Annotated in this window: 27 protein-coding genes and 1 tRNA gene; 18 read left to right on the top strand and 10 right to left on the bottom strand. The window is 60.4% G+C overall.

All coding sequences use genetic code 11. The features are described 5' to 3' along the window. Positions 1-70: 70 nt before the first annotated feature. Positions 71-1,345: an ABC transporter substrate-binding protein gene (locus tag GGD46_RS26500; RefSeq protein ID WP_184709638.1), complete on the bottom strand. Its 1,275-nt coding sequence runs from the start codon at positions 1,343-1,345 to the stop codon at positions 71-73. 86 nt (positions 1,346-1,431) lie between these two features. On the opposite strand from GGD46_RS26500, the gene GGD46_RS26495 reads away from it, so the two are divergent. Further along, positions 1,432-2,379: a helix-turn-helix domain-containing protein gene (locus GGD46_RS26495; protein ID WP_184709704.1), complete on the top strand. Its 948-nt coding sequence runs from the start codon at positions 1,432-1,434 to the stop codon at positions 2,377-2,379. A 61-nt stretch (positions 2,380-2,440) separates the two neighbouring features. Next, positions 2,441-3,211, top strand: coding sequence for a TIM barrel protein (locus GGD46_RS26490; protein WP_184709636.1), 771 nt, complete (start codon positions 2,441-2,443; stop codon positions 3,209-3,211). A gap of 22 nt (positions 3,212-3,233) precedes the next feature. Here the strand turns inward: GGD46_RS26490 and copD are convergent, their stop codons facing one another. Then, entirely contained in the window at positions 3,234-4,118 is an 885-nt protein-coding gene (copD, locus tag GGD46_RS26485; protein ID WP_184709634.1) for a copper homeostasis membrane protein CopD, read from the bottom strand. A 414-nt stretch (positions 4,119-4,532) separates the two neighbouring features. On the opposite strand from copD, the gene GGD46_RS26480 reads away from it, so the two are divergent. After that, positions 4,533-5,279, top strand: a complete 747-nt coding sequence (locus tag GGD46_RS26480; RefSeq protein WP_246806486.1) for a metallophosphoesterase — start codon at positions 4,533-4,535, stop codon at positions 5,277-5,279. A 108-nt stretch (positions 5,280-5,387) separates the two neighbouring features. Here the strand turns inward: GGD46_RS26480 and GGD46_RS26475 are convergent, their stop codons facing one another. Together GGD46_RS26475 and GGD46_RS26470 are read right to left on the bottom strand one after the other, a co-directional pair. Further along, on the bottom strand, positions 5,388-6,869 hold the full coding sequence (locus GGD46_RS26475) for an NAD-dependent succinate-semialdehyde dehydrogenase (RefSeq protein ID WP_184709630.1): 1,482 nt from the start codon (positions 6,867-6,869) through the stop codon (positions 5,388-5,390). A 75-nt stretch (positions 6,870-6,944) separates the two neighbouring features. Then, positions 6,945-8,216 carry a 4-aminobutyrate--2-oxoglutarate transaminase gene (locus GGD46_RS26470; RefSeq protein ID WP_184709628.1) on the bottom strand — a complete coding sequence of 424 codons (1,272 nt, stop codon included), beginning with the start codon at positions 8,214-8,216 and terminating at the stop codon, positions 6,945-6,947. Positions 8,217-8,604: 388 nt separating this feature from the next. Between GGD46_RS26470 and GGD46_RS26465 the strand changes: the two genes are divergently transcribed. The 3 genes from GGD46_RS26465 (at position 8,605) to GGD46_RS26455 (ending at position 12,099) form a co-directional block, all read left to right on the top strand. Further along, positions 8,605-9,435 (top strand): MerR family transcriptional regulator, encoded by an 831-nt coding sequence (locus GGD46_RS26465; protein ID WP_184709626.1) that lies wholly within the window; start codon positions 8,605-8,607, stop codon positions 9,433-9,435. Positions 9,436-9,583: 148 nt separating this feature from the next. Beyond that, on the top strand, positions 9,584-10,210 hold the full coding sequence (locus GGD46_RS26460) for a ribonuclease D (protein ID WP_184709624.1): 627 nt from the start codon (positions 9,584-9,586) through the stop codon (positions 10,208-10,210). A 236-nt stretch (positions 10,211-10,446) separates the two neighbouring features. Then, positions 10,447-12,099: a hypothetical protein gene (locus tag GGD46_RS26455; RefSeq protein ID WP_184709622.1), complete on the top strand. Its 1,653-nt coding sequence runs from the start codon at positions 10,447-10,449 to the stop codon at positions 12,097-12,099. Between the two features lie 108 nt (positions 12,100-12,207). Here GGD46_RS26455 and rpsA read toward each other — a convergent pair whose 3' ends face one another. The 3 genes from rpsA to GGD46_RS26440 all read right to left on the bottom strand — a co-directional run bounded on the left by rpsA (position 12,208) and on the right by GGD46_RS26440 (position 15,392). Further along, positions 12,208-13,911 carry a 30S ribosomal protein S1 gene (gene rpsA, locus GGD46_RS26450; RefSeq protein WP_092854221.1) on the bottom strand — a complete coding sequence of 568 codons (1,704 nt, stop codon included), beginning with the start codon at positions 13,909-13,911 and terminating at the stop codon, positions 12,208-12,210. Positions 13,912-14,094: 183 nt separating this feature from the next. Continuing rightward, positions 14,095-14,727 carry a (d)CMP kinase gene (gene cmk / locus GGD46_RS26445; protein WP_184709620.1) on the bottom strand — a complete coding sequence of 211 codons (633 nt, stop codon included), beginning with the start codon at positions 14,725-14,727 and terminating at the stop codon, positions 14,095-14,097. 29 nt (positions 14,728-14,756) lie between these two features. Further along, positions 14,757-15,392 (bottom strand): FMN-binding negative transcriptional regulator, encoded by a 636-nt coding sequence (locus tag GGD46_RS26440; protein ID WP_184709618.1) that lies wholly within the window; start codon positions 15,390-15,392, stop codon positions 14,757-14,759. Between the two features lie 68 nt (positions 15,393-15,460). Between GGD46_RS26440 and GGD46_RS26435 the strand changes: the two genes are divergently transcribed. The 6 genes from GGD46_RS26435 to GGD46_RS26410 all read left to right on the top strand — a co-directional run bounded on the left by GGD46_RS26435 (position 15,461) and on the right by GGD46_RS26410 (position 18,514). Further along, positions 15,461-15,691, top strand: a complete 231-nt coding sequence (locus tag GGD46_RS26435) for a hypothetical protein (protein ID WP_184709616.1) — start codon at positions 15,461-15,463, stop codon at positions 15,689-15,691. Between the two features lie 70 nt (positions 15,692-15,761). Further along, positions 15,762-16,142 (top strand): TIGR02300 family protein, encoded by a 381-nt coding sequence (locus GGD46_RS26430; protein ID WP_004127699.1) that lies wholly within the window; start codon positions 15,762-15,764, stop codon positions 16,140-16,142. A 151-nt stretch (positions 16,143-16,293) separates the two neighbouring features. Further along, positions 16,294-16,369, top strand: a tRNA-Ala gene (locus GGD46_RS26425). A 209-nt stretch (positions 16,370-16,578) separates the two neighbouring features. Continuing rightward, a complete protein-coding gene (locus GGD46_RS26420) occupies positions 16,579-16,818 on the top strand; it encodes a GIY-YIG nuclease family protein (protein WP_184709614.1) in 240 nt (79 codons plus the stop codon). A gap of 108 nt (positions 16,819-16,926) precedes the next feature. Further along, complete coding sequence (locus GGD46_RS26415; protein WP_184709612.1) at positions 16,927-17,649, top strand: YoaK family protein; 723 nt, start codon at positions 16,927-16,929, stop codon at positions 17,647-17,649. A gap of 73 nt (positions 17,650-17,722) precedes the next feature. After that, positions 17,723-18,514, top strand: coding sequence for a YdcF family protein (locus tag GGD46_RS26410; protein ID WP_184709610.1), 792 nt, complete (start codon positions 17,723-17,725; stop codon positions 18,512-18,514). Positions 18,515-18,595: 81 nt separating this feature from the next. Here the strand turns inward: GGD46_RS26410 and GGD46_RS26405 are convergent, their stop codons facing one another. After that, a complete protein-coding gene (locus GGD46_RS26405; protein ID WP_184709608.1) occupies positions 18,596-19,075 on the bottom strand; it encodes a hypothetical protein in 480 nt (159 codons plus the stop codon). Positions 19,076-19,249: 174 nt separating this feature from the next. Here GGD46_RS26405 and GGD46_RS26400 point away from each other — a divergent pair, with 174 nt between their 5' ends. After that, positions 19,250-19,885: a trimeric intracellular cation channel family protein gene (locus tag GGD46_RS26400; RefSeq protein ID WP_184709606.1), complete on the top strand. Its 636-nt coding sequence runs from the start codon at positions 19,250-19,252 to the stop codon at positions 19,883-19,885. A 40-nt stretch (positions 19,886-19,925) separates the two neighbouring features. On the opposite strand, the gene irrA is transcribed toward GGD46_RS26400, so the two are convergent. After that, the gene (gene irrA, locus GGD46_RS26395; RefSeq protein ID WP_184709604.1) at positions 19,926-20,348 is read right to left on the bottom strand and encodes an iron response transcriptional regulator IrrA; all 423 of its coding nucleotides are present in this window, start codon (positions 20,346-20,348) and stop codon (positions 19,926-19,928) included. Positions 20,349-20,645: 297 nt separating this feature from the next. Here irrA and fabA point away from each other — a divergent pair, with 297 nt between their 5' ends. The 5 genes from fabA (at position 20,646) to GGD46_RS26370 (ending at position 24,413) form a co-directional block, all read left to right on the top strand. Further along, complete coding sequence (gene fabA, locus GGD46_RS26390; protein WP_004127724.1) at positions 20,646-21,161, top strand: 3-hydroxyacyl-[acyl-carrier-protein] dehydratase FabA; 516 nt, start codon at positions 20,646-20,648, stop codon at positions 21,159-21,161. Between the two features lie 54 nt (positions 21,162-21,215). Next, the gene (fabB, locus tag GGD46_RS26385) at positions 21,216-22,439 is read left to right on the top strand and encodes a beta-ketoacyl-ACP synthase I (RefSeq protein ID WP_184709602.1); all 1,224 of its coding nucleotides are present in this window, start codon (positions 21,216-21,218) and stop codon (positions 22,437-22,439) included. A gap of 4 nt (positions 22,440-22,443) precedes the next feature. Then, positions 22,444-23,250, top strand: a complete 807-nt coding sequence (gene fabI, locus GGD46_RS26380) for an enoyl-ACP reductase FabI (RefSeq protein WP_184709600.1) — start codon at positions 22,444-22,446, stop codon at positions 23,248-23,250. A 156-nt stretch (positions 23,251-23,406) separates the two neighbouring features. Continuing rightward, positions 23,407-23,802 carry an HIT family protein gene (locus GGD46_RS26375; RefSeq protein ID WP_281414744.1) on the top strand — a complete coding sequence of 132 codons (396 nt, stop codon included), beginning with the start codon at positions 23,407-23,409 and terminating at the stop codon, positions 23,800-23,802. A gap of 32 nt (positions 23,803-23,834) precedes the next feature. Continuing rightward, entirely contained in the window at positions 23,835-24,413 is a 579-nt protein-coding gene (locus tag GGD46_RS26370; RefSeq protein ID WP_184709599.1) for a GNAT family N-acetyltransferase, read from the top strand. A gap of 54 nt (positions 24,414-24,467) precedes the next feature. Here GGD46_RS26370 and GGD46_RS26365 read toward each other — a convergent pair whose 3' ends face one another. Beyond that, entirely contained in the window at positions 24,468-25,094 is a 627-nt protein-coding gene (locus GGD46_RS26365; protein ID WP_184709596.1) for a DUF1287 domain-containing protein, read from the bottom strand. Positions 25,095-25,104 lie beyond the last annotated feature (10 nt).

The raw sequence follows: 25,104 nt of genomic DNA, 5'->3' as shown, positions 1-25,104 counted from the left end.
CGCATCCCCGCCGCCGAAGGGGCGGCGGGGATGCCGGGCGCGGCTTGGGATGCGCGCCCGGCAGTGTCACTCATTTCGCGAGCGGCAGACCTGTCGCCGAGGCGATCTGCTGGGCCGCGTCGTCAAGCGCTGCCTTGCCGTTCGGATATCCACCGGCGAGGTACTTCGTCTGTACCGCCTTGATGACTTCGTCAGCGTCGCTGAAGTACGGCGTGCCGGGGTTCGGGCGGATCTTCGGCAGGGTGGCGAGGATATCGGTCCAGATTTTCTGGCCACCCCAATAGGGCTGCGGCTGGTTGACGAAGGGATCCTGAACCGCGGTCAGCAGCGACGGCACGAGGCCGAAGGATTTCAGCATCGTCACCTGGCCCTCATTGGTGCCGAGCGTGTATTCCAGGTACTTCCAGGCGGCTTCCTTGTTCTTCGAGCCGTTTGCGATCGCCAGCGAAGAACCGCCGAGATTGGCAGCATGAGGGCCGTCAGCCGTCATGCTCGGCATCGGATAGACGCCCCATTTGCCGGCGAGATCCGGCGAGGTGGAGCGGACGGTGCCTTCATACCAGCCGCCATAGAGCTGCGATGCCACCTTGCTTGCAGTGTTCGCCTGGATTTTCTCGTTCCAGTTCGCAGCGCTCAGCAGGCCCGCGTCCTTGATTGCCTTCACCTTGTCCAGGGCCTTGACGCAGGCCGGCTGGTTGACAGTGATGCTCTGGCTGTCGTCCGAGAAATAGCCGCAGCCCTGCTCGTTGGCAAGCATACGGAACCATTCGGTGTCACCGTTGAGATCGGCCTGCGCCATGATCACACCGGGATTTGCGGCGGAGATCTTCTTGCCGGCTGCAATGAAATCGTCCCAGGTCTTGACCGTTGCCGGATCGACGCCGGCTTTTTCATACATGTCGCGACGGTAGAACATCGTGACCGGGCCGGAATCCCACGGCATCGCATAGGCGGCGGCGCCGACCTCAAGCTCTGCCCGCTTGAAATCCGGGAACTGCTTCTTGAGGCTGTCGTTGTAGCCTAGCTTCGTCAGATCGGTCAGGCAGTCCGGGAAGCGATTCCAGAAGATCGAAGCCTTGTGGTTTTCGATCGACATGACATCGGGCAGGCCGTCGCCGCCGGCGGCGCAGGCAGCCAGCATCTTGTCGAAGACTTGGGGGTTGCCGATGTCCTGCACATCGACCTTGATATCCGGATATTTCTTATTGAACCCCTCCACCGTGGACTTCAGCGCCGACGCGGCGATGTTCCAGCTCCAGACTGTAATGGTCGTCTGTTCTGCATAGGCAGAACCGGAAGCGAGCAAAGCGGCAAGCGCAGTCGCTCCAGCAAGTTTTAAACGCATTGAAAATCCTCCCTTTTCAATTGCTGTCCGCTAGCGAACGCGCTTAAATTAGCTTCAGGTACGCTTCTGTCTCCTAAAAAGGGAACATCGACTTGGCGAAAAGTAAGGTGGGTCAAAGAGCGGTCTATCAGCCGGGCGCAAGCAGCGTCGAAGGGCTTCCGACGTTCCTGCAGATGTTCCACAACCATCCGCTGCCGATGGCAAAGCCGCATTGGCATGCGCAGGTGGAGGTGAACTACATCGTGCGCGGCACCGTGCACTACCGTATAGGCGATCACGAGCTTACTCTGAGGGCAGGGGAGATTTGCCTTTTCTGGGGTGGCCAGCCGCACCAGCTTGATGAACTGTCAGAAGACGCGATCTATGCGGGCGCGCATCTGCCGCTCGTCCATTTCTTCCGGCTGCGTCTGCCGCTCGACATCTCCGGCCGCCTCATTCGCGGACAGACGCTAATAAGTTCGGCAACCGATGCCGCCGATGACGAGAATTTCGCGCGCTGGTACCGTTATGTCATGTCGGATGACGGGGCCAAGGCCGAGCATGCCGTTGCCGAACTGCTCCTGCGGTTGGAGCGCATCGCTTTCGAGCCTTATCGCATGATGCCGGAGAAGGAAGAGGGCCTGACGAACGAACAGGCCCATCCGCAATCCTCTCGCAGCCTGGCCAGAATGTGCGACTTCATCGCCGAGAATTTCCTGGACGACATCGATACCGTCGATATCGCCAAGGCTGCGCGCCTTCATCCGAAATATGCCATGAACCTCTTCAAGAAATCGACAGGCATGACGCTTGCGAAGTATGTGAACCTGCTGCGCCTTTCTCGTGCCCAGGCGATGCTGATGCGCGACGGCGCCAATGTGTTGCAGGTCGCCATGGACAGCGGCTTCGGCTCGATCAGCGCCTTCAACAAGTCTTTCCGCCACATTGCCGGCATGACGCCTTCCGATTTTCGCCGCGACATGCGCGTGCTTTCCGCGATGAATGTGGAAGCCCTCGAATCTTCCATTAGACGCCCTCCGCAGGTTCAGCGCTGAGACCCCTTGCGGTTGCTGCCGATCCCGAGCATTGCTGATGACAATGTGGGAGGAGATTTCAATGCGGCAGTTTTCGGCTTGTATCGAGTGGTTGTTTGCGCGCGACGGCGATGCCTTTGCGGATCGTATTCGGCGAGCGCATGAGGCGGGTGTGGCCGCGATCGAATTCTGGCACTGGCGGAACAAGGATCTTGGTGCAATCGCAACCGCCGTTGCCGAGACGGGTATCGCGGTCTCCGGCATGGTCGCCGAGCCGATGATCGCACTTACGAATCCGGCAAACAAAGAAGCCTGGCTGGAAGGTCTGCACCAGTCCGTCGCCGTGGCGCAGCGCCTCGGAGCGTCCGTCTTGATTGCGCAGGCCGGCGATGATTTACCGGAGTTTTCACGCGCGGAGCAGCGGGCGTCATTGATCGAGACTCTTACCGCCGGCGCGGATATTCTGAAGGGATCCGGCGTCCGACTCGGCCTTGAGCCGCTGAACACCAAGATCGACCATGTAGGCTACTATCTCTCTTCGACCGCTGAAGGTCTGGATATCGTCGACGAAGTCGGCCGTCCTGAAATCGGCATCGTCTATGATCTCTATCATTCGGCCGTCATGGGCGAAAACACGCAGGAAGTCGTTGCCGATCGGATCGACCGGATCGTGCATCTCCATGTTGCCGACCACCCCGGCCGCGGCGACCCCGGCACTGGCCGGATTGACCTTCGGGAGCGGCTCGATTGGTTGTTTGCCCAAGGCTATCGCGGCAGGGTCGGGCTGGAATACAGGCCGGCGACCAGTGATGCCGCTGCCGTTCGTGCGGTGATCAAGTCGCTTGGCGGCTAGGCCTTCCGGAAAGCTTCAGGTTCTACACCGGCTCCATCATACCGAAGACGGCAACAAGACCGATAACGGCAACCCCGATGACGATCTCGGCGATGCTGCCAAGCCGGAGTGCTCGCAAGGCGCGGCGCGGATTTCTACCGATCCAGGGCACGAAGACATAACGATTGACGATGGCCAGAAGCGCCATGCCTGCGACCAGTGCGATCTTGATGGCAAGCAGCCTCTGGTAGGGCGAAGACCAGTCCGTCGGCAGCCGCTTCAGGATCAGCATGGTGTTGACGATGCCCGACAGGATGACAAGGGCAACGGCCCAGTGTCCGACGGTGGAGAACCGGCGCAACGCACGCCGCGAATCCACCTTGCATTCCGGCCTGTCGAGAAGCCGCAAAATCGAGATCAGCGGCACCAGCGCTCCCAGCCAGCCGCCGCCCATCAGTACATGGAAAACGTCGTTGGCGCGATGGACCTGGCGTAGCCAGCCTTCCAGCATGGAAGCATGACCGGTGAGGGAAAGCGCTGCCAGCCCAAAGCCGGACGCCCATGCCAAACCAAGGCGACGACGGTTTTCCGGCAGCAGGAAGGCTGAAAGCATCAGCACGGCTGCAATCGCCTGCGCCTGCCACGCTTGGCCAACCGTCGTGTCGAGAAGGACGTCGCGGACGATGCCGATATCAAGCCCGTCGCTCCAGCCACTTCCGATAAGGGCCGTTGCCGCCGGCAGGGAGATCAGCATCGTCAGGGCAGCGATCACGGCGATCAGGAAAAACGGCCTCGCCAACAAGCGCCAGACAGTGTCGGCGAGCGTGCTTGGCACCAAAAGGCAGAGATAGGCGCAGGCACCCCACAGCAGCATCAGCGATGCACCGTGAAAGAAGCGGCAGAGTTCCAGCACAACGGTAGGGTTCATCAAAACTTCACGATAAAGTTACAGCCGACATCGAAGATCGACGCTCCGGGCTAGGGGTTGATCCATTCCAGCGGAATGCCGCTCCGGCGCCGCCGGTGCCGGAATAGCGAGAATATATACCGGGGTCTGCAATCCGGGCGATCGGCCTTTCTCCCGTCAGGCTCTCAAGCGCGATAGAATTGCGGATACTCCCTGTCAACTTTCTCCATGCATAAAGGCGTTGTTCGAGGCGCTTTGCCGCAAGGCAACCCGGTACCGCATACTCCAATCGGTCGCGATACCGCCTGTGGGCGTCGATTCCTGCTTCTCGGCACAGAATCGTCGCTTTTGAGTTCTCTTACAGAGATTGCCAAGGCGTCTCGGGGTATATGCTCGAAAGGGAGTTTTATGTCGGCAGCTAGGATACGCGAAAGGATGGCTCTTGGTTTCGGCCATCGCCGGGCTCGCGAACGGCTCGAAAATCTCGATATGCCCACCTATGTCATCGGCGACGTTCATGGCCGCTACGACCTTCTGAGCGCACTGGAACGTAAAATCGTCGCCGACGCTGCGGGACTTCCGGGGCGCAAGCTTATCGTCATGCTGGGAGACTATATCGATCGCGGCCCTGCCTCGGCCCAGGTCGTCGGCCGGCTGATGGCGCCGCCGCCTAAGGGCTTCGATCGCATCTGCCTGACGGGAAATCATGAAATGGAGATGCTTGCCTATATCGATGGCGAGATATCTCTGGATGACTGGATAGCGCTCGGGGGCGATGCCACTCTTGCGTCCTATGGTGCGGATATCCCGACATTGCGGCAGCAATATCCGAGCCAGAAGAAACTCGACACCTTCCTGCGAACTTGGCTACCCGACGATCACATCAATTTCCTGCGGCGTTTGCCGATCATGCTGGATACGCCGCAAGCCTTGTTCGTCCATGCCGGCATTGATCCGGATCGTTCGATTGCGGATCAGCAGGACCACGATCTCGTCTTCATCCGCTCTCGTTTCTTCGATACTGCGCAGCCGCTGCCTAAGCTTATCGTGCACGGCCATACGCCGATCGCCCAGGTCGATGCCCACGGCCTCCGGCTCAATCTCGATACCGGTGCTTTTCGCACGGGTAAGTTGACTGCGGCGCGGTTATGGCAGGGCCGCATCAGCATTACGTCAACCTGAAGAGTTTCCGCTTTCCTTGAATTGCGGAAACCCTCCATCCTCCTGTTTTCTTATGCATTTCAGATGCAAAGCTGCTGCACCTCCTTGCCGGGGATGCTGATTTGCCGGCTATACGTTGCCAATGCAGAGATACTTCATTTCCAGGTAGTCGTCGGCGCCATGGCGCGAGCCTTCGCGGCCAAGGCCGGATTGCTTGATGCCGCCGAACGGCGCGGTCTCCGACGACATGATGCCGGTATTGATGCCGACCATGCCGTATTCCAGCGCCTCTGCCACCCGCCAGACCTTTTTCAGGTCGCCGGCGAAGAAATAGGCGGCAAGGCCGAATTCCGTATCGTTCGCCTGCGCGATGACATCCTCGACCGATTCGAAGCGGAAGAGCGGCGCGACCGGGCCGAAGGTTTCCTCGCGGGCGACCTTCATCGTCCGGTCGATACCGGTCAGAATGGTCGGCGCGAAGAAGGTGCCGGGACCTTCAATACGCTTGCCGCCGAGCAGGATCCGCGCGCCCTTCGATACCGCATCCCTCACATGGTCTTCCGCCTTGGCCACCCCCTGCTCATCGATCAGCGGCCCGATGGTGACGCCCGGCCTGAAGCCGTCTCCGACGGAAAGCGCCGAGACCTTGGCCGCAAGCTTGGCAGCGAAGGCATCATAGACATTGGACTGGACATAGATTCGGTTGGCGCAGACGCAGGTCTGGCCGGCATTGCGATATTTCGAAGCCAAGGCACCTTCGACGGCGGCGTCGAGATCGGCATCGTCAAAGACGATGAAGGGCGCATTGCCGCCGAGCTCGAGGCTGACCTTCTTGATCTGGTCGGCGCACTGGCGCATCAGGATGCGGCCGACTTCGGTCGAGCCGGTGAAGCTGATCTTGCGCACCTTCGGATTGCCGCAAAGCTCGCGGCCGATCGCCGGGCCGTCCGTGCCGACGATGACGTTGAAGACGCCGGCTGGGATGCCTGCTTCCTCGGCAAGAACTGCAAGCGCAATCGCCGTCAGCGGCGTCTGCTCGGCCGGCTTCGAGACGATCGTGCAACCGACGGCGAGCGCCGGTGCGATCTTGCGGGCGATCATTGCGGCCGGGAAGTTCCAGGGCGTGATCGTGCCGACGACACCGACTGGCTGCTTGATGACGATCATGCGCTTGTCGTTGGAAGGCGCCGGGATGGTTTCGCCGTAGATGCGCTTGGCTTCTTCGGCATACCATTCGACATAGGACGCGGCGTAGAGGATCTCGCCTCTCGCTTCCGGCAGCGGCTTGCCCATTTCGGCCGTCAGGATGTTGGCCAGCTCATCGGCATTGGCGACCATCAGATCGAACCACTTGCGCAGGATGACGGAGCGTTCCTTGGCCGGGCGTCCGGCCCAGGCCGCCTGCGCCGCATAGGCGGCGTCGATCGCGGCAGTCGTCTCGGCAACACCCATTTCGGGGAGGCTGGCGAGCACTTCGCCGGTGGCGGGATTGATGACATCGAAGGTCTTCGTCGCACCACCCGCCGTCCAGGCGCCGTTGATATAGCCGGCGGCCCGCAGGAAGCGCGAGGAGAATGGCACATGCTTGGTCATTGCTGTTGTAAAGGACATGCTATGCACTCCGACAGTTTTCGCCCGGCATGCCGCACGGGCGGATCGTAAAATGGATCACAGGATCTGGTGCGGTCAGCGGCCGGCGCTGGCTTTAAGCAAAGATGCCTCGAGAATATCGAGCGCCTCGCTGAACACGTTGTCCTGAATGGTGATCGGCGACAGGAAGCGGATGACATTGCCGTGGACGCCGCAGGTCAAAAGGATCAGCCCCTTGTCGAGCGCGATCAGCCGCACCTTGTTGGTGAAATCCGCGCTCGGCAGTTTCGTCGTCGCATCGTTGAATTCGACCGCATTCATGAAGCCGGGGCCGCGGATGTCGACGATCTCGGGCACCTTGTCGCGCAGCGATTCCAATCGTTGCTTCAGGCGCGAGCCGAGCTGGTTGGCGCGGTCGCACAGACCTTCGTCGGCGATGACGTCCAGTACGGCGTGAGCAGCGGCGATGCCGAGCGGATTGCCGCCATAGGTGCCGCCGAGGCCGCCCGGACCGGGTGCATCCATCACTTCGGCGCGGCCGGTGACGGCGGCCAGCGGGAAGCCGCCGGCAAGGCTTTTCGCCATGGTGACGAGATCGGCGGCCACCTCATGGTGATCCATCGCAAACATCTTGCCGGTACGTGCAAAGCCGGTCTGCACTTCGTCGGCGATCAAGAGAATGCCGTGCTGGTCGCAGATCTCGCGCAGCGCCTTCATGAAGGCTGAGGGCGCCGGATAGAAGCCGCCTTCGCCCTGGACGGGCTCGAGGATGATCGCGGCCACGCGCTGCGGATCGACATCGGCAGCAAAGAGCTTCTTCAGTGTCGCCAGCGATTGTTCGACGCTGACGCCATGCAGCGGCACAGGGAAGGGAGCATGGAAGACGTCGCCCGGCATCGGGCCGAAGCCGATCTTGTAGGGCGCCACCTTGCCGGTCAGCGCCATGCCCATGAAGGTACGGCCATGGAAGCCGCCGCCAAAGGCGATGATGGCGGCGCGGCCCGTGGCGGCGCGGGCGATCTTGATGGCGTTTTCGACCGCTTCAGCACCCGTCGTCACGAAGATCGTCTTCTTGGCGAAATCGCCGGGAACGATCGCGTTCAGCCGTTCGGCCAGATGGACATAGTTCTCATAGGGCACGACCTGATGGCAGGTATGCGTGAAGCGATCCAACTGCTCCTTGACGGCGGCGATGACGCGGGGATGGCGATGGCCGGTATTCACCACCGCGATGCCGGAGGCAAAATCGATGTAGCGGCGCCCTTCTTTATCCCAGATCTCGGAATTTTCGGCACGATCGGCATAGATCTGCGTCATCATGCCGACACCGCGAGAAATGGCGGCATTCTTGCGCTCGGTCAGGGTCATCGCTGCGGCTCCCAGAAAGCGGTTCTGAATTATCTTGCAGAAGTTCTGCAAATTATTTAGAAAACTCCTACATTTTTCCTGCAAGATTTCAAGCGGGATTTTGTGTGGGTGACAAGAATGCGCTGGAGGTTCCGATCCTGCGCCGTGCGGGTCATGCGAAGCGTTCCAGGCAGGCCCCGGCGCATTGAAAAGCTGCCTCGTTTCTTAAATCGATTTAAGGAGCTGTGCAGTTGGCGCTTCATTCGTGCTAAACAGATCGAAAGACCAGAATGTGTTGGGAAGTCTGCAGCGGCTGTCCGTTCGGAATGTGCTGAGAAATAAGAAGATTGAGCGTTCTGGCGATTCGCAGAAGAGCGGGAATGCTTGAGAGATCAGGGATCATTGGCAAATGAGCAGCATCGAGCCCGAGCGCTATTCAGTGCGCTATAAGGTGGCGGAAGCGGCGCGTCTGGCCGGCGTGTCGGCTTCCACCTTGCGCCTATGGGAAAGCCAGGGGCTGGTGGTGCCCTCACGCTCCGAAACCGGGCACCGGCAGTACAGCGCCGAGGACGTGGCGCGGCTGAAGCGCATCTCCTGGTTCCGCGCCGAACGCGGCCTCAACCCCGCAGCGATTCGCGAGGCGCTCGAGACGGAGGAGGGAGGTGCGAACGGCCTCGACAATGGCGAGCAATCGGCATCCTCCGATATCGGCCGCCGGTTTCGCTCGCTGCGCCACGCCGCCGGCAAGACATTGGAGCAGGTTGCGGCCGACATGGGCATGACGTCCTCGACATTGTCGACGCTGGAGCGCACGTCGCAGGGTGTCAGCTTCAAGACCCTGCATGACCTTGCCGATTACTACGGCACGACCGTCTCGCGTCTTTCGGGCGAGGAACGGGAGGATTTTCCCGCGCTCGTTCGATCGGGCGAATGGCGGGCCTGGCCGGCGACGACGCCCGGAGTGACGGTGCAGCTGCTGGCCGAAGGGCGGACGATGATGGATTGCCATCGCTTTGTGCTGGCGCCCGGTGCTGCGAGCGAAGGCGCCTATCGCCACGAGGGTGAGGAGTTCATTCATGTGCTGGCCGGACGCCTGGAGCTGGTGCTCGACAGCGACCAGTTCTTCGACCTGCTGCCCGGCGACTCGCTTTATTTCGAGAGCCGCCGTTATCACTCCTGGCGCAATCGGCACGACGGCGAGACCGTGCTGCTCTGGATCAACACGCCGCCGACATTCTAGAGCGCTCGCAAGAAAAATGCGCAGCGGGTTTTCGTCTTAAATACGCGAAGAAACAACAAGCGCCGGACATGACGGTATCGTTATCTACCCGTCTGTTCTATAGAACGGACGAGAAGCGAGTTCAGAAAGACAGAGCCGGGAGAATCTCATGGCTGCCACCATCCGCTATCACGAAGGCGATATATCCGCTGCCGATGCCGCCCGCTACACCGGCGCCATCGCAATCGATACCGAGACCCTCGGCCTCATCCCGCGTCGCGACCGGCTTTGCGTCGTGCAGCTGTCGCCGGGCGACGGCACGGCCGATATCATCCGCATCGCAGCCGGACAGAAGCAGGCGCCCAATCTCGTCGCCATGCTTGCCGACCCCGCGCGCCAAAAGATCTTTCACTATGGCCGCTTCGACATCGCCGTCCTGTTCCACACCTTCGGCGTCACCACCACACCGGTCTTCTGCACCAAGATCGCATCGCGCCTCTGCCGCACCTACACCGATCGCCATGGTCTGAAGGATAACCTCAAGGAAATGCTTGAGGTCGATATTTCCAAAGCGCAGCAGTCGTCCGACTGGGGAGCGGAAACGCTTTCGCCCGCACAGCTCGAATATGCGGCCTCGGACGTGCTCTATCTTCATTCCCTGCGCGAAAAGCTGACGCAGCGCCTGCTGCGCGACGGCCGCATGGATTACGCCGACGATTGCTTTGCCTTCTTGCCGACCCGTGCCAAGCTCGATCTTCTCGGCTGGGAAGAGGCGGATATTTTTGCGCATAGCTGACGGCTGCGCTCATCAGGCAAAATTCGAGGGCCGGTGCCGCGAAAGTGGCGCCGGTTCTTTCATTTAGGAATCCATTAACGATTCGACTGTTATTTTGCGAATGGTTTCCAGTTCATCGCGTTTGCGTATCGCCACCCGGATTATCTGGCGCTAGGAAATCCACCGGCCGCATGAGCGGCCTTGATTGAACCTGCCCTCCGCTTCCATCGTCGCCTTGCCAGACAAAGGAGCATGTCATGTTGCTTCCCGCCGTTGGTGCCGTGTCCGCTGTAAGCGTGTCCATCGAAAAACCTGTCGTCGTAACTGCGGAAACGTCGGGGCTGCAGACCACGGCAACGCCTGCGGCGGTCTTGTCGAGCGCGGTCAATGCCAGCGTCGAAGGCAAGCTGAACATGCTGCTGGTCGCAGCGCGCGAGCGCATGTTCAACAGCCTGCTTTCCGCCATCGATACCGCCGCGCGCGCATTGAATTTGGCGCGCGAGCCCGGCGAGAGCAATGCCGTCTATGCGCAGCGTGTGGCTGCCGCCATCAGCAATCTTTCGCCGCCGCAGCTTGCCGCGGCCCAGCAGCGCATGGATGCGCAAATGAGCACGCCCGTGCCGTTGCCGCTGCTGGCTGCGGCCCTGGCGGATCCTGAAAGCCCGCAAGCCGTCCAGCTGGCACTCAGCCTGGAACAGGCATCGACAGTCGAGCCCGACGCCGTGTTGAAGGCGGTCGTCAATTCCTACGGGCAGAATGCCGGCGAAGCGAAGGCTGCTGCAACCCAGCCGCTCGCGCCTGCGATACTGCAGAAAGTCGCCGATATTGCTGCCCAGGCGGCAAGCCTGGCATCCCCCGTGAAAGGGCCGACGCCTGCTGGCGTCACTGCACAGCCCACGCAGACGGCACCTGCACTCCAGGAAGCGGCTCAGTCAGGCACGACAAGCCCCTCTCCACCGACCACAACTCAGGCCGCTTCCGGGCAAGCGCTGCCGCAAACCGGAACAGTTACAACACCGCAAGCTGCTCCCGCTGCTTCCGCCGGCCTTGGCATCAACGCCGCAACGACTTCACCCTCGCAGCCGGTACCTCCTCCGGGCAATCCGGTAGCGGGGCCGCTTTTGGCGGCGATCGTCGCCGAAGCCAAGCTTCCGATCGAAATCGAGTTGATCAGATCGCCGCTTGCGCCGCCGCCTGTGCCGCGGGATATCCAGAAAATCGAGGCCGATCTCAAACAGGGGCTGCAGGTTGTCATCAACCCGCCCGCCATGGCTATCAATTCCGATCTGCTGCAGATCATCAACAATCCGGCGGCCTCCGTCGAGAAGATCATAGCGCAGGCGCTGACGGCCAATGCCGCGGGACAGACGCAGCAGCAGCCCGTCGACGAAAGCGGCAGGAGCCGTCCCATCCCGCCCGTCTCGGCGCCGGTCGCACTGGCGAGCGAAGAGGAAATATCAGTCCCTGTCGCAGCACTTTCCGGCAGGCTGCAAGTTCCGACGTCTGCCGCGGCCGCCACTGCAATGTACAATACGGCCGAGCAGGCCGGAATGCCGGTGTCCGTGCCGCTCGGCGTGCCCTTTGCTGTCGCCAACTACCTGCCGGCTGCTGCGCCCTCCAAGGCGAGCGAACAGAAGCGGATAGATCGTGTCGATCCGGTCGGTGATGAAGAAGGCCAAAATCCCGACGAAGAGGAGACGGCGCAGCATGAGGATGAGGACGAGCCGCGTGCGGAGGAGCCACCGGCTCAGATGACCGAAGAGACGTCCGGCGATGCCGAGACGCAAACCGACTCACTGCAGTCCCTTAGCACTCCGCCGGAGCTGGCTGCCCTGCCGCGGCCTTTGCCGAGCGATCGCCAACAAGACCACGCCTTCGATTTCTATCGGCGCATGGTTGCCTGGGAATAGCTCTCCCCGCAACTGGCGGACCAGCCGACCCGAATTCTCCATAACGGACAAAGAAAAACCCGCCAGATCGCTCCGGCGGGTCTTTTGTTTCCAGGCTTCTACCGAAGATTATTCGGCGTTGCGGTTCTTCAGAGCCGCACCCAGGATGTCGCCGAGCGAAGCGCCCGAGTCGGAAGAACCGAACTGAGCAACGGCTTCCTTCTCTTCTGCGATTTCCAGAGCCTTGATCGACAGCATGATCTTGCGGTCCTTCTTGGAGAAGTTGGTGACGCGAGCGTCGACAACCTGACCAACCGAGAAACGCTCCGGACGCTGTTCGTCACGGTCACGCGACAGATCGGCGCGGCGGATGAACGAGGTGATGTCTTCGTGGTTGACGAGCTTCACTTCGATGCCGCCTTCGTTGACTGCGATGACTTCGCAGGAAACGACTGCATTCTTGCGCAGGTCGCCGGAAGCTGCTGCTTCGCCGACTGCATCCTTGCCGAGCTGCTTGATGCCGAGCGAGATGCGTTCCTTCTCGACGTCGACGTCGAGAACGACAGCCTTGACGACGTCACCCTTGTTGAACTCCTCGATGACCTGTTCGCCCGGACGGTTCCAGTCGAGGTCGGAGAGGTGCACCATGCCGTCCACATCGCCGTCGAGGCCGATGAACAGGCCGAATTCGGTCTTGTTCTTGACTTCGCCTTCGACTTCGGTGCCAGCCGGATGGTTACGGGCGAATGCTGCCCACGGGTTTTCGAGCGTCTGCTTCAGGCCGAGAGAGATACGACGCTTGGTCGGATCGACTTCGAGAACGACGACTTCGACTTCCTGGCTCGTGGACAGGATCTTGCCGGGGTGAACGTTCTTCTTGGTCCAGGACATTTCCGAGATGTGGATGAGGCCTTCGATGCCCGGCTCCAGCTCGACGAACGCACCGTAGTCGGTGATGTTCGTGACGGTACCGGAGATCTTCTTGCCTTCCGGATACTTGGCCTGGATGCCATCCCACGGATCGCTCTCGAGCTGCTTCATGCCGAGCGAGATACGGTGGGTTTCCTGGTTGATGCGGATGATCTGTACCTTGACCTGCTGGCCGATGGACAGGATTTCCGACGGATGGTTCACGCGGCGCCATGCCATGTCGGTGACGTGCAGCAGGCCGTCGATGCCGCCGAGGTCAACGAACGCACCGTAATCGGTGATGTTCTTGACGACGCCGTCAACAACCTGGCCTTCTTCGAGGTTCTGAACGATTTCAGAACGCTGCTCGGCACGGGACTCTTCCAGAACCGTACGACGCGAAACGACGATGTTGCCGCGGCGCTTGTCCATCTTGAGGATTTCGAAGGGCTGCGGGTTGTGCATCAGCGGGGTAACGTCGCGGATCGGACGGATGTCGACCTGCGAACGCGGCAGGAAGGCGATAGCGCCGTCGAGATCGACGGTGAAGCCGCCCTTGACCTGGTTGAAGATGACGCCTTCAACGCGCTCGCCAGCTTCGAACTTGGCTTCGAGCTTGATCCAGCTTTCTTCGCGGCGAGCCTTTTCGCGCGACAGAACAGCTTCGCCAAGTGCGTTTTCGATACGCTCGACGTAAACTTCGACTTCATCGCCAACCTTGAGCGTGCCGTCCTTGGCGCGTGCACCGAATTCCTTCAGCGCGATGCGGCCTTCGACCTTGAGGCCGACGTCTACAACGGCGACATCCTTTTCGATGGCGGTGATGATGCCCTTGGTGACATAGCCTTCAGCCAGGTCGTTCTTGGCAAAGGATTCTTCGAGAAGGGCTGCGAAATCTTCGCGAGAGGGGGAAGTTACAGACATAAAATCTCCTGGCGTGTCCTGATCATGCAATCTGGACACTGACGCGCCGGTGGTTCGCGTTAAACGGGCCTGACCCCAGTCCGCCTTCCTTTGAGGGGAAAGCTATCCGGCGCTTGGACGGAATGTCAGGCTATTTTGAAATCGGCGGTCCCGGCGCGAAGCGCACGAAAGCCGCTCATATTTTCAGGCATTTCGGCTCAGAGCGGCATCGACGATCGATTTAGCCTTCTGAAACGCCGCTTCTATACTCATTTCTGAGGTATCTAGCAAGTACGCGTCTTCAGCTGGTTTCAAGGGGCTGTCGGTGCGGCCCATGTCGCGTTCGTCGCGCCGCTTCACATCCTCGAAAATGGCATCGTAATCGGCGCTGCCGCCGGCCTCGACGATCTCCTCGTGGCGCCGCTTCGCCCTGACTTCGGCCGAGGCTGTCACATAGAGTTTTACCGGCGCGCCCGGGCAGACGACGGTGCCGATGTCGCGGCCGTCGAGCACGGCACCCGGCGTCTTTGCAGCAAAGCGGCGCTGCGCTTCGACCAGAGCCCGGCGGACGGCCGGCATGACGGCGATCTTCGAGGCTGCCTCGCCGATCTCATGCTGGGAGAGGATAGTCCGGTCGAGCCCGGCCAGATCGACCTTGCGCGCCATGCCCTCGGCAATCGTTTCGTCATCGAGCGGCAGCCCGGCATCGAGGAGCGCCTTGGCTGTGGCGCGGTAGGTAAGGCCGGTATCGAGATGATGATAGCCGTAGGTTTCGGCGATCCGGCGTGCCAGAGTTCCTTTGCCGGCGGCCGCAGGCCCGTCGATGGCGATGATCATGTCTTCCTTCGTCCCTACGTCGTCTCTCGTTATTTGCTGTAGCGACGCACCAGTTCGGCCATTTCCGCTGCCTCTGTGCGATCGATCGCCGAAAGGCCTTCGGCGACGCCCTGTCGGTCAGCCAGTGGCCGGTTCTGGCTCACCTTCCATTTGCCGTCAATCGTCTCGATGTCGATTTCGATGCCGACGATGCCTTTCATCTGGGCCGCGATGAATTCCGGTGGCGCATCCTCCATCGCCCAGGGGTCAGCGCGGTCGCTCTCGTTCTCCCCCGTCAGCGCGCCGATCTGCGCGCGCAGCCAGGCGGGGTCCTCGATCATCCGCGCGGCTCCGCGAACCTGCACGATCGCATAGTTCCAGGTCGGCACCACCTTGCCGGTCTCCCGCTTCGTCGCATACCAGGACGGCGTGATGTAGGCATCGGCGCCCTGGAAGACGACGAGAACGGGTGCGCCCGCCGCAATCTCCTTCCATTGGCCGTTTGCCCTGGCCACGTGGGCCTGCAGCGTCCCCTTCGGTGAAAGCTCGGCATTGAGGTGAAACGGCACGGCATTGGCCACAAGCCCGCCGGCTCCGGCCGTAATGAGCATTCCCAGCGGATAAGCACGGATCAGCTGGTGCTGCGTGCCGAGATCGTCTTCGCGGTGATGTGGAGGCTGGTACATGGCTTCGGTCCGTTTGTTGCGCCATTCTCGGGAGACCCCGCCAGAAAACCCGGTATCACAAGCTCCGAATGGCCAATAGCGCGATCTATCAGCGCTTGATTTCCGCCGTCGCGCCCAATCTTGTCATCATAGCAAAAAAACGCAAAAGCATCCTGGCGATGCCCTTGAATCGGATCTGCCCTGCCTTGCACCGGCTCGTTGGCAAAGGCCTGCATTTGCAATGCACGAAAACCGTGTACAAGGCGGCACGAACTTTAGCTTTGACAGAAACGGCCGCAACGATTAAGGGGACCGGCTGATATTTCCCTTAAAACGCCGGCTTCCCCGGCATTGCCGAATTTTCATTCGGCCATTCATGAGGCTTTGACAGTGGCGAAAGCGGAACTTGGAACAAAACGTACCGACCCGGATACCGGCAAGAAGTTCTATGACTTGAACCGGGATCCGGTGATCTCGCCCTATACCGGCAAGTCCTGGCCTTTGTCCTTCTTCGAGGAAACCTCCGCAGCGAAGGAAGTTCCGGAAGAAGAGGAAGTGGCCGAAGTCGATACCGAAAACACGGAAGTCGAACTGGTATCGCTCGAGGACGCCGATGAGGCTGCAGCAGGCGACGATATTCCGGATATCGGCGATGACGATGTCGAAATCGGCGACGATGACGACGACACCTTCCTCGAAGCCGATGAAGATGAAGACGATGACGACATGAGCGACATCATCGGCGTCACCGGCGACGACGACGACGTTTGATCTGACGACAATCGGCTCGGGAACAAAGAAAAATTTCCCGGGCCGAATTTTTCGGCTTGCTATCTGTGAAAACCACAAGTAATAAGCCGCCACCCCGACGGGCGAAGCGCTCGGAAGGGACCCAGGGCCGGTAAAACGGCACCATCTTGATGGGGCTATAGCTCAGCTGGGAGAGCGCTTGCATGGCATGCAAGAGGTCAGCGGTTCGATCCCGCTTAGCTCCACCAGCCTTCGCTCTGCGAGCTTCGGCTCGGCAAGCCGGTAGGCTTGATGAACCGAAGGCGAGAAGACGGCGAAGGCTGTCGCGCTGAAGTTACGAAGTAACGAAAGCGGACTTTCTCCAGATCTCTCAGTAGTTTGATTTGTAAACTCGGTTTGGGTCGTTGGTGATAGCGCACTGGTTGTGCTCCTGCTGTTGTACACTATCATGCTGTGCATGAAGTATGTTTACATTCTCCAAAGCCGAGATTTTCCTGATCGTCACTATGTTGGCGTAACCGGAGATCTGAAAGCTCGTCTGACAAAGCACAACGCCGGAGAAGTGTCCCATACTTCGAAATACGCGCCGTGGTCGATCAAAACCTACATCGCCTTCTCAGATGAGACGCAGGCGTTCGAGTTCGAAAAATACCTTAAATCCGGATCGGGACGTGCCTTTGCGAAGAAGAGATTGTAATTGCGCCGTGCCCGTCGGCGGGTTGCTTCGAATCAACTCCACAACATTCCGCATCCCCCCAACTTCATGCTAGCCTCCGATCTCCCGCAACTCACCTCGATTCGCCTCATGACCAGACAGCGCCGCCGTCGCCTCATTAAGACCCGCCGTACGGTGACGGGGTTGGTACTCGTTGCCTCGATTGCATTTCTCGCCGGCATGACCGATGCCGTCGGCCTGATGCTGACGGGCAATTTCGTATCCTTCATGACGGGCAACACGACGCGGGCGGCGATTGCGCTTGGAACGGGGGATTTCGGTCATGCCTTGGTGCTGTTTTCCGCCATTCTGACCTTCATAGGCGGCAATGCGCTCGGCATCGTTATCGCTCATATGGCCGACCGGCGGGCCTTCGTCGTGCTGGCCTGCGTCAGCATCCTTCTGGCAGCTGCGGCCGGCTTTGCGGAGCCGGCGTTGGTTCTGGTACAGTTCTTTCTCGTGGTGCTCGCCATGGGCCTCGTCAACGCCACGGTCGAGCATATCGAAGGCCTGCCGATCGGGCTTACCTATGTCACGGGCGCACTCTCGCGATTCGGTCGCGGCATCGGCCGTTTCCTGCTTGGCGAGCGGGATTTTGCCTGGACGGTGCAGATAGTGCCCTGGAGCGGCATGATATCGGGCGCCGTCATCGGCGCGCTTCTTGCCCGTACCTTTGGGGCACATGCGCTCTGGCTGGTGTCGATGGTCGCCCTTGCCCTGGCGCTGTCGACGCTCTTCATCCCCCGCCCGCTGCAGCGCCGCTTCAATCAGCGCTTCGTGGCGGCGGCTCCGCTGGCGCGACGATCGAAATAGCCACATTGCGGTGCACAAAAATCTGCTAGGGAGAAACCGAATCGTTTTCTGCCGACAAGCGTAAGGATGTGCCGTGTTTGTTTTTTCGAAACTTGTCTGGATTTTCGGTCAGCCGTTGTCGCTGGCATTCCTCCTCGGCCTTTTGGCCTTCATCGCCGGGCTCCTGCGCTGGCGGGTCACCATGCTGACCGCCTCGCTGCTGTCCGCTGTCGTCTTGTTCGTCACGCTTTATACGACGGCGGGCGCCTATGTGGTGCAGGGGCTGGAGGAGCGCTTTCCGAAGCCTGCTGCCGACCCTGCTGATCTCAAATGCATGATCGTGCTCGGCGGCGCCACGCAGAACGAAGTGACGACGGTACGGGGCGGCTACGAGCTTGATTCGGCCGGCGACCGCCTCATCGAGGCGCTGCGTCTGGCGCAGAAATATCCGCAGGCCCGCATCGTCATTTCGGGCGGCGACGGGTCGATCGGCGGCTCCTATGAGGGCGATGCCGTCATCTCCGAGCGCTTCTTCACCGCCCTCGGCACTTCGACGAGCCGCATGATCGAGGACAAGACCTCGCGCACCACCTTCGAGAACGCCGTCAACACCAAGGAACTGCTGGCGCAGAACGGGCTTTCGGATTGCCTGCTCATCACCTCGGGATTCCACATGCCGCGCTCCATGGGCATTTTCCGCAAGCAGGGCATTTCCGTCGTGCCGTGGCCGGTCGATTATCGCAGCACCGGCAAGGAAACGCCCGGCTTCGATTTCACCCAGCCTTCGCGTAATGCGCAGCTGCTGGCGACCGGCCTGCGCGAATGGGCCGGCCTGGTCGGCTACTACGCCGTCGGCCGCACTTCCGCGCTCTACCCCGCGCCATAACGCGCGCTCCGGATCGTAGTCACGTGAGTCCCGACCGCAATGGCGTTTCGAGACCGCGCCTACGTATCCGGGCCGTAAAGCCTACTTCTGGGATATGGTGACGAATTTGGTGCCGCGCACTCGGACGGTGATTTCGCAGACGGCCTCGCCATCCTTGCGGTCGCAGAAGCGCGGATGCATCTTCATGACCAGAACCATGTTGCCGAAGCGCTGGATGAAATCGTAGCCGTAGATCTTCGCGGTGGCGATCATCAGATAGCCGCCTTCGGCGACCTGGACATAGAAATTATAGGGGCAGCCTTCGTCGGTGCAGTAGGGTCCCTTTTCGCCCTTGCAGGTGATCTCGCCCTCATTGATGACGATGTCCATCAGCTTGTCGTTGTTGATGTCCTGCTGGGTTGCGAAGTGATCGCCGAAGCTCACCTGCCCGTCGCAACTTTTGGTGAAGTGATCCTTCTCGAAAGCCACCGGATCCTGCAGGATCGACTGCTGCGCCTGCGCTGCAGCCGGCATGATCACGAATGCGATGAGGTTGATGATGACGATCAGCAGGGATTTCACGGGGGATTCCTCTTCGAAGCGCCGTCACGGCCAAATCGATCGCCGTAACCGCTGCGACATCTTTGCACGCGCCTGCTTGCGTGGCCCTTGCGGTCATGATTCACTTCATGAAAATTGCCGTTGGAGCGGGATGCCGAAAAATCATCCGGCTCCGGCGCCCCGTTGGAGTTCTCGATGTCGCTTCTCTCGTTTCTTGACTATGCCGGCGTCGCCCTCTTTGCCGCCACCGGCGCGCTTGCGGCGTCGCGCAAACAGCTCGATCTGATCGGCTTTCTGTTCTTTGCCGCAGTCACCGGCATCGGCGGCGGCACGCTTCGGGATATCATCCTCGGCCGCGTTCCGGTCTTCTGGGTGCTGAACCCGACCTATATCATCATCTGCGCCATCGTCGGCGTGTTGTTTTTCTTCACCGCTCATCTGTTCGAATCACGCTACCGGCTGCTGATCTGGCTCGATGCGGTGGGCTTGTCTGCCTATTGCGTGATGGGGGCCGCCAAGGGCATGGCGGCGACGGGGTCGCCAACGGTTGCCATCGTCACCGGTGCGCTGACGGCCACTTTCGGCGGCATCCTGCGCGATCTGCTGGCGAATGAGCCCTCGGTGCTGCTGCGGCCGGAGATCTACGTGACGGCGTCCATCGTCGGCGCCGGCGTCTTCACCGCGGCCAATGCGACGGCGTTGCCTCTTTTCGTTTCGGCAGGGCTCGGCGTTGCAGCGGCCTTCGCAGTGCGGGGAGGGGCGCTCTGGTTCGGCTGGACCTTCCCGACCTATCATCATAGGCCCGGCCGGCATCCGGATGACGTGATGTAAGGGGGGCTTTCGGCCACAGGTCGAGCTGATCGAGGGTGCTTTAACGCTGCTGCTTCCGGCGCAGGCGGATCACCACGTCGACATGGGCGATTTCCATGCCCTGCGGCGGCTCCGGCAGGTTCCCGATCGTCAGGTTGCTGATCGGGATATCCAGCACTTCGTTGTGACCTTCCACGAAAAAGTGATGGTGGTCGGAAACGTTGGTGTCGAAATAGGTCTTGGTGCTCTCGACGGCAAGCACACGGATCAGGCCGGCTTCGGTGAACTGATGCAGCGTGTTGTAGACGGTGGCGAGCGAAACCGGGACACCCGCGGCAACCGCTTCTTCGTGAAGCTCTTCCACGGTCAGGTGGCGGTTTCCCTTGGCAAAAAGAAGATCTCCCAGCGCGATCCGCTGCCTGGTCGGCCTTAGGCCTACATTGCGCAGCCTGCTCTCGATCGCGATTTCGGCTTCTTCCGCCATTCAGGGACTCCGGATTCCTGATCTCTATAAATCTTTACTAAGCCATATAACTTTTGCCTTGATTGCTTTCAATAGTTTCAATGGGGTGGGAAGGTGCTCAAAAGCCGCAAAAAACGGGCTTTTGCCGCATTTGGCTCTGGTAGCGGCTCTGGCGTTCCTGTATGCGACCACCACATAAGAGCTAGTGCGTTTAATCGGAAGGATGAATGAAGCTGCAATGCTTTCGCTTCATTTTCCCTCCATCTTGCACTAAAGCTTCAAATCCATCGGCATTCCTGCGGGGGAAACGGAATTTTTATGACGACGAGACAATCCAGCTTCAACTACGAGGAAATCCTGGCCTGCGGCCGCGGCGAGCTGTTCGGCCCCGGCAACGCACAGCTTCCCCTGCCACCGATGCTGATGGTCCATCGCATTACCGAAATTTCCGAGACCGGTGGCGCCTTTGACAAGGGCTTCATCCGCGCCGAATACGATGTGCGCCCGGATGACTGGTACTTCCCTTGCCATTTCGCCGGCAATCCGATCATGCCCGGCTGCCTCGGCCTCGACGGCATGTGGCAGCTCACCGGTTTCTTCCTCGGCTGGCTCGGCGAGCCCGGCCGCGGCATGGCCCTTTCGACAGGCGAAGTGAAGTTCAAGGGCATGGTTCGTCCGGACACCAAGCTTCTCGAATACGGCATCGACTTCAAGCGCGTCATGCGCGGCCGCCTCGTCCTCGGCACGGCCGATGGCTGGTTGAAGGCCGACGGCGAGACCATTTATCAGGCGACGGACCTGCGTGTAGGCCTGTCCAAGGACAAGGTTGCCTGATTTGCGGCTCTGCCGCCTCCACCAAGACAGACTGTTTAAGAAAAGGTCATCGATATGAGACGGGTTGTTGTTACGGGTCTGGGTATTGTCTCTTCGATCGGAAATGATGCTCAGGAAGTGGCTGCCTCGCTGCGCGAAGCCAAGTCCGGTATTTCTTTCTCTCCCGATTTCGCCGAGCATGGCTTCAAGTGCCAGGTCTGGGGCGCCCCGAAGATCGATACGGCCGAGCTGGTGGACCGCCGCGCCATGCGCTTCCTGTCGCAGGGCGGCGCCTGGAATCATGTCGCCATGAAGCAGGCGATCGCTGACAGCGGCCTTGAGGAAGGCGACATCACCAACGAGCGCACCGGCATCATCATGGGCTCCGGCGGCCCGTCGACGCGCACGCTGATCGAAGCTGCTGACATTACCCGCAAGAACAACAGCCCGAAGCGTATCGGCCCCTTCGCCGTGCCGAAGTCGATGTCGTCGACGGCCTCGGCGACGCTTGCGACCTGGTTCAAGATCCACGGCGTGAACTACTCGATCTCCTCGGCGTGCTCGACCTCGGCGCACTGCATCGGCAACGCCGCCGAAATGATCCAGTGGGGCAAGCAGGACGTCATGTTTGCCGGCGGCCACGAAGATCTCGACTGGACCATGTCGAACCTCTTCGACGCCATGGGCGCGATGTCTTCCGACTTCAACGAGAACCATCCGGAAACCGCCTCGCGCGCCTATGACGCCAAGCGTGACGGCTTCGTCATCGCCGGCGGCGCCGGCGTACTGGTTCTGGAAGAGCTGGAACATGCCAAGGCCCGCGGCGCCAAGATCTATGCCGAAATCGTCGGCTACGGCGCCACTTCGGACGGCTATGACATGGTTGCACCGTCGGGCGAGGGCGCCGTGCGCTGCATGCGCCAGGCGCTCGCCACCGTGAAGGGCGATATCGATTACATCAACACCCACGGCACCTCGACGCCGGTGGGCGACAGCAAGGAAATCGGCGCGATTCGCGAAGTCTTTGGCGACAAGATCCCGCCGATCCAGTCGACCAAGTCGCTGACGGGCCACTCGCTCGGCGCAGCAGGCGTTCAGGAATCGATCTATTCGATCTTGATGATGCAGGAGCGCTTCATCGGCGAAAGCGCCCATATCACCGAACTCGATCCGGAATTCGCAGGCGTGCCGATCGTGCGCAAGCGCATCGACGATGCCAAGATCGACATCGCTCTTTCGAATTCCTTCGGTTTCGGCGGCACCAATGCCACGCTGGTATTCCAGCGCTACAACGGATAAGGCAATGACAGGAATCATGCAGGGTAAGCGCGGCCTCATCATGGGCGTCGCAAACAATCACTCGATTGCTTGGGGCATTGCAAAGGCGCTCGCCGCCGAAGGTGCGGAGCTGGCTTTCACTTTTCAGGGCGAGGCGCTCGGCAAGCGCGTCAAGCCGCTCGCGGCCGAACTGGGCTCGGATTTCATCCTGCCGTGCGATGTCGAGGATCTCGCTTCCGTCGATGCCACTTTCTCGGCGATCAAGGAACGCTGGGGCAAGCTGGATTTCATCGTTCACGCCATCGGTTTTTCCGACAAGAACGAGTTGAAGGGGCTTTATGCCGACACCACGCGGGACAATTTCACCCGTACCATGGTGATTTCCTGCTTCTCCTTCACCGAGGTCGCCAAGCGCGCCGCCGAACTGATGACGGAAGGCGGCAGCATGCTGACGCTGACCTATAATGGTTCGACGCGCGTGATCCCGAACTACAACGTCATGGGCGTCGCCAAGGCGGCACTTGAGGCTTCCGTTCGCTATCTCGCCGCCGACTACGGCCCGCGCGGCATCCGCGTCAACGCCGTTTCCGCCGGCCCGATCCGCACATTGGCCGGCGCCGGCATTTCCGATGCCCGCGCCATCCTGTCCTGGAACCAGCGCAACGCGCCGCTGCGCAAGTCTGTTACCATCGATCAGGTCGGCTCGTCGTCGCTCTACCTGCTGTCGGATCTGTCGGCAGGCGTTACCGGCGAAATTCATTTCGTCGATGCCGGCTACAACATCACCTCGATGCCGACGCTGGAAGCGCTGTCGAGCGCGGATGCGGAATGATCCTCGGTGCTACAGCATCGGCTCGAAAATCGGAATCGATTTTCGGAAAGCCTGATGCGTAGATTCAAAGAGTTGGAGCGTCCTTTGTGCTTCCTAAAGGAAGCACGGGCGCTCTAGGGGTTGAAACGACCTCATCGAGTGCAAATTTGTAATGGGTTGGGGCCGCTGAGTGCGGCCCTAAGCTTTTGTGGAGGTCGGCTATTGCATCAGAACTGCATCTTCTGCCGTACAGCGGAATTGACCATCCTTGCCGAAAATCCCTTGGCCTTTGCGATCAGGGATAAATTCCCGGTCCGGCCATTGCACACGCTGATCATTCCGAAGCGCCATGTGATGGATATTTTCGCGAGTGATGCCGATGAGCGAGAAGCCATTCACGAGCTCGCCCTGCAGTGCCGGGAGGCAATCGGCAGCGAAGACTCGTCCGTCAGCGGGTTCAACTTCGGTTCGAATATTGGTCACGCGGCCGGCCAAAAAATCTTCCATGCCCATGTCCACCTGATCCCGCGCCGGCTGGATGAGGCGGAGTTGCTGGCGGCGCGGCCGGATTAAGCGGCGACAACGCCGAAATAACAGGATGTGTCATGATAACTGCCGATAACGAAAGCCTTGCCTCTACGGATCGCCTCATCCTGCGCAAATTTGTTGCCGGAGATTTCGAAGCCTACAGCTCCTATCGCTCGCGGCCCGAGATCTATCGTTTCCTCTATCGCGATCCTCCTTCGCCAGAGGCGATGAGGGAACGTTTCGATGCTCGCTTGACGTCCTCATTCAGCGAAGACGGGGATACGCTGCTATGTGCCGTCATTCGGCGGGAGGATGATGCTTTGGTGGGTGACGTCGGCCTGACATTCACCAACAAGGCCGCCCAGCAGGCCGAACTCGGCTATATCTTCAACCCCGTCTATGCCGGCAAGGGCTACGCTACTGAAGCCGCTGCGGCCATTATCACCCTCGGTTTCGAAAAATTCGGCTTCCACCGGATCTTCGCGCGGCTGGATGCGAAGAATGCCGGATCGGTCGGCGTTGTCGAGCGGCTGGGCATGCGTCGCGAGGCGCTCCTGATCGAAAGCGATCGCTTCAACGGCATTTGGGGCGATGAATGCGTCTATGCGGTTCTTCGCCGGGAGTGGTCCGAAAAGAATCGGGCCAGATCGCGATAGCTGTCAGCCCATCGGTTTCGCCGGTGTCGTGATATGGTCCGCAACAGGCCTGGATCAGACGACCGGCGAGAATCGATAATGTCCCGTCCGCTGATAGGCAAACAGCGTGTCGTCCTCGCTCGCCCCGGCGCCAATGTTCTGGATCACCAGCGGCCGCCCCGGCACCTCCGCTGACGTTTTCGATGAGACGATGACGATATGGGTGAGATTGCCCGGAAGCATCTGTGTGACGAGGTCGCCGGGACGATAGCTCGCGAAGTCCTCGGTCAAGGACAGGGCCGTTTTCCGTCTGGTGAAATAGGCGGCAAGATTAGGGACGCGGCGGTGGTCGATATTGGGATCGGGCGCCTTCATTCCCCACGCCTTGGGGTAGGCGGCAAAATTGGCCTTCATGTCTTCGTGCAGCAGCTTTTGCAGATCGAGCCCGAAGGCCTGGCGATAGGCACGGATGACGACGTCGGTGCAAACGCCGCGATCGGGAGGCACGTCGCCGCCAGGATAGGCCAGTCTGACATAGGTGGGGTCATAGCGCGTGGTGACGCCGATCTGTGCCCTTGCTGCCTGTACCAGAGACGACGGCCAGGTTGGCGCAATCGTGGCCGCCGGGCTCATTGCTGGTACTGCCGAAGCGACGGCCAGAAGGCCAGTTCGCAGCACCGTGCGGCGCGTGACTTCAATCATCGGCTTCCCC

The organism is Martinezella lusitana, assembly GCF_014207095.1.
In the GTDB taxonomy this organism is placed as follows: domain Bacteria; phylum Pseudomonadota; class Alphaproteobacteria; order Rhizobiales; family Rhizobiaceae; genus Rhizobium; species Rhizobium lusitanum_B.
This window is presented reverse-complemented; position numbering and strand designations above follow the sequence as displayed.

Excerpts from the sequence above, each read along its gene's own strand:
- GGD46_RS26475 (WP_184709630.1), bottom strand. The coding sequence starts at position 6,869 with ATGTCCTTTACAACAGCAATGACCAAGCATGTGCCATTCTCCTCGCGC.
- copD (WP_184709634.1), bottom strand. The coding sequence starts at position 4,118 with ATGAACCCTACCGTTGTGCTGGAACTCTGCCGCTTCTTTCACGGTGCA.
- GGD46_RS26470 (WP_184709628.1), bottom strand. The coding sequence starts at position 8,216 with ATGACCCTGACCGAGCGCAAGAATGCCGCCATTTCTCGCGGTGTCGGC.
- GGD46_RS26465 (WP_184709626.1), top strand. The coding sequence starts at position 8,605 with ATGAGCAGCATCGAGCCCGAGCGCTATTCAGTGCGCTATAAGGTGGCG.
- GGD46_RS26455 (WP_184709622.1), top strand. The coding sequence starts at position 10,447 with ATGTTGCTTCCCGCCGTTGGTGCCGTGTCCGCTGTAAGCGTGTCCATC.
- GGD46_RS26365 (WP_184709596.1), bottom strand. The coding sequence starts at position 25,094 with ATGATTGAAGTCACGCGCCGCACGGTGCTGCGAACTGGCCTTCTGGCC.
- GGD46_RS26460 (WP_184709624.1), top strand. The coding sequence starts at position 9,584 with ATGGCTGCCACCATCCGCTATCACGAAGGCGATATATCCGCTGCCGAT.
- GGD46_RS26370 (WP_184709599.1), top strand. The coding sequence starts at position 23,835 with ATGATAACTGCCGATAACGAAAGCCTTGCCTCTACGGATCGCCTCATC.
- GGD46_RS26490 (WP_184709636.1), top strand. The coding sequence starts at position 2,441 with ATGCGGCAGTTTTCGGCTTGTATCGAGTGGTTGTTTGCGCGCGACGGC.
- fabB (WP_184709602.1), top strand. The coding sequence starts at position 21,216 with ATGAGACGGGTTGTTGTTACGGGTCTGGGTATTGTCTCTTCGATCGGA.
- fabA (WP_004127724.1), top strand. The coding sequence starts at position 20,646 with ATGACGACGAGACAATCCAGCTTCAACTACGAGGAAATCCTGGCCTGC.
- irrA (WP_184709604.1), bottom strand. The coding sequence starts at position 20,348 with ATGGCGGAAGAAGCCGAAATCGCGATCGAGAGCAGGCTGCGCAATGTA.
- rpsA (WP_092854221.1), bottom strand. The coding sequence starts at position 13,911 with ATGTCTGTAACTTCCCCCTCTCGCGAAGATTTCGCAGCCCTTCTCGAA.
- cmk (WP_184709620.1), bottom strand. The coding sequence starts at position 14,727 with ATGATCATCGCCATCGACGGGCCTGCGGCCGCCGGCAAAGGAACTCTG.
- GGD46_RS26480 (WP_246806486.1), top strand. The coding sequence starts at position 4,533 with ATGGCTCTTGGTTTCGGCCATCGCCGGGCTCGCGAACGGCTCGAAAAT.
- GGD46_RS26420 (WP_184709614.1), top strand. The coding sequence starts at position 16,579 with ATGAAGTATGTTTACATTCTCCAAAGCCGAGATTTTCCTGATCGTCAC.
- GGD46_RS26440 (WP_184709618.1), bottom strand. The coding sequence starts at position 15,392 with ATGTACCAGCCTCCACATCACCGCGAAGACGATCTCGGCACGCAGCAC.
- GGD46_RS26435 (WP_184709616.1), top strand. The coding sequence starts at position 15,461 with ATGGCCAATAGCGCGATCTATCAGCGCTTGATTTCCGCCGTCGCGCCC.
- GGD46_RS26400 (WP_184709606.1), top strand. The coding sequence starts at position 19,250 with ATGTCGCTTCTCTCGTTTCTTGACTATGCCGGCGTCGCCCTCTTTGCC.
- GGD46_RS26500 (WP_184709638.1), bottom strand. The coding sequence starts at position 1,345 with ATGCGTTTAAAACTTGCTGGAGCGACTGCGCTTGCCGCTTTGCTCGCT.
- GGD46_RS26415 (WP_184709612.1), top strand. The coding sequence starts at position 16,927 with ATGACCAGACAGCGCCGCCGTCGCCTCATTAAGACCCGCCGTACGGTG.
- fabI (WP_184709600.1), top strand. The coding sequence starts at position 22,444 with ATGACAGGAATCATGCAGGGTAAGCGCGGCCTCATCATGGGCGTCGCA.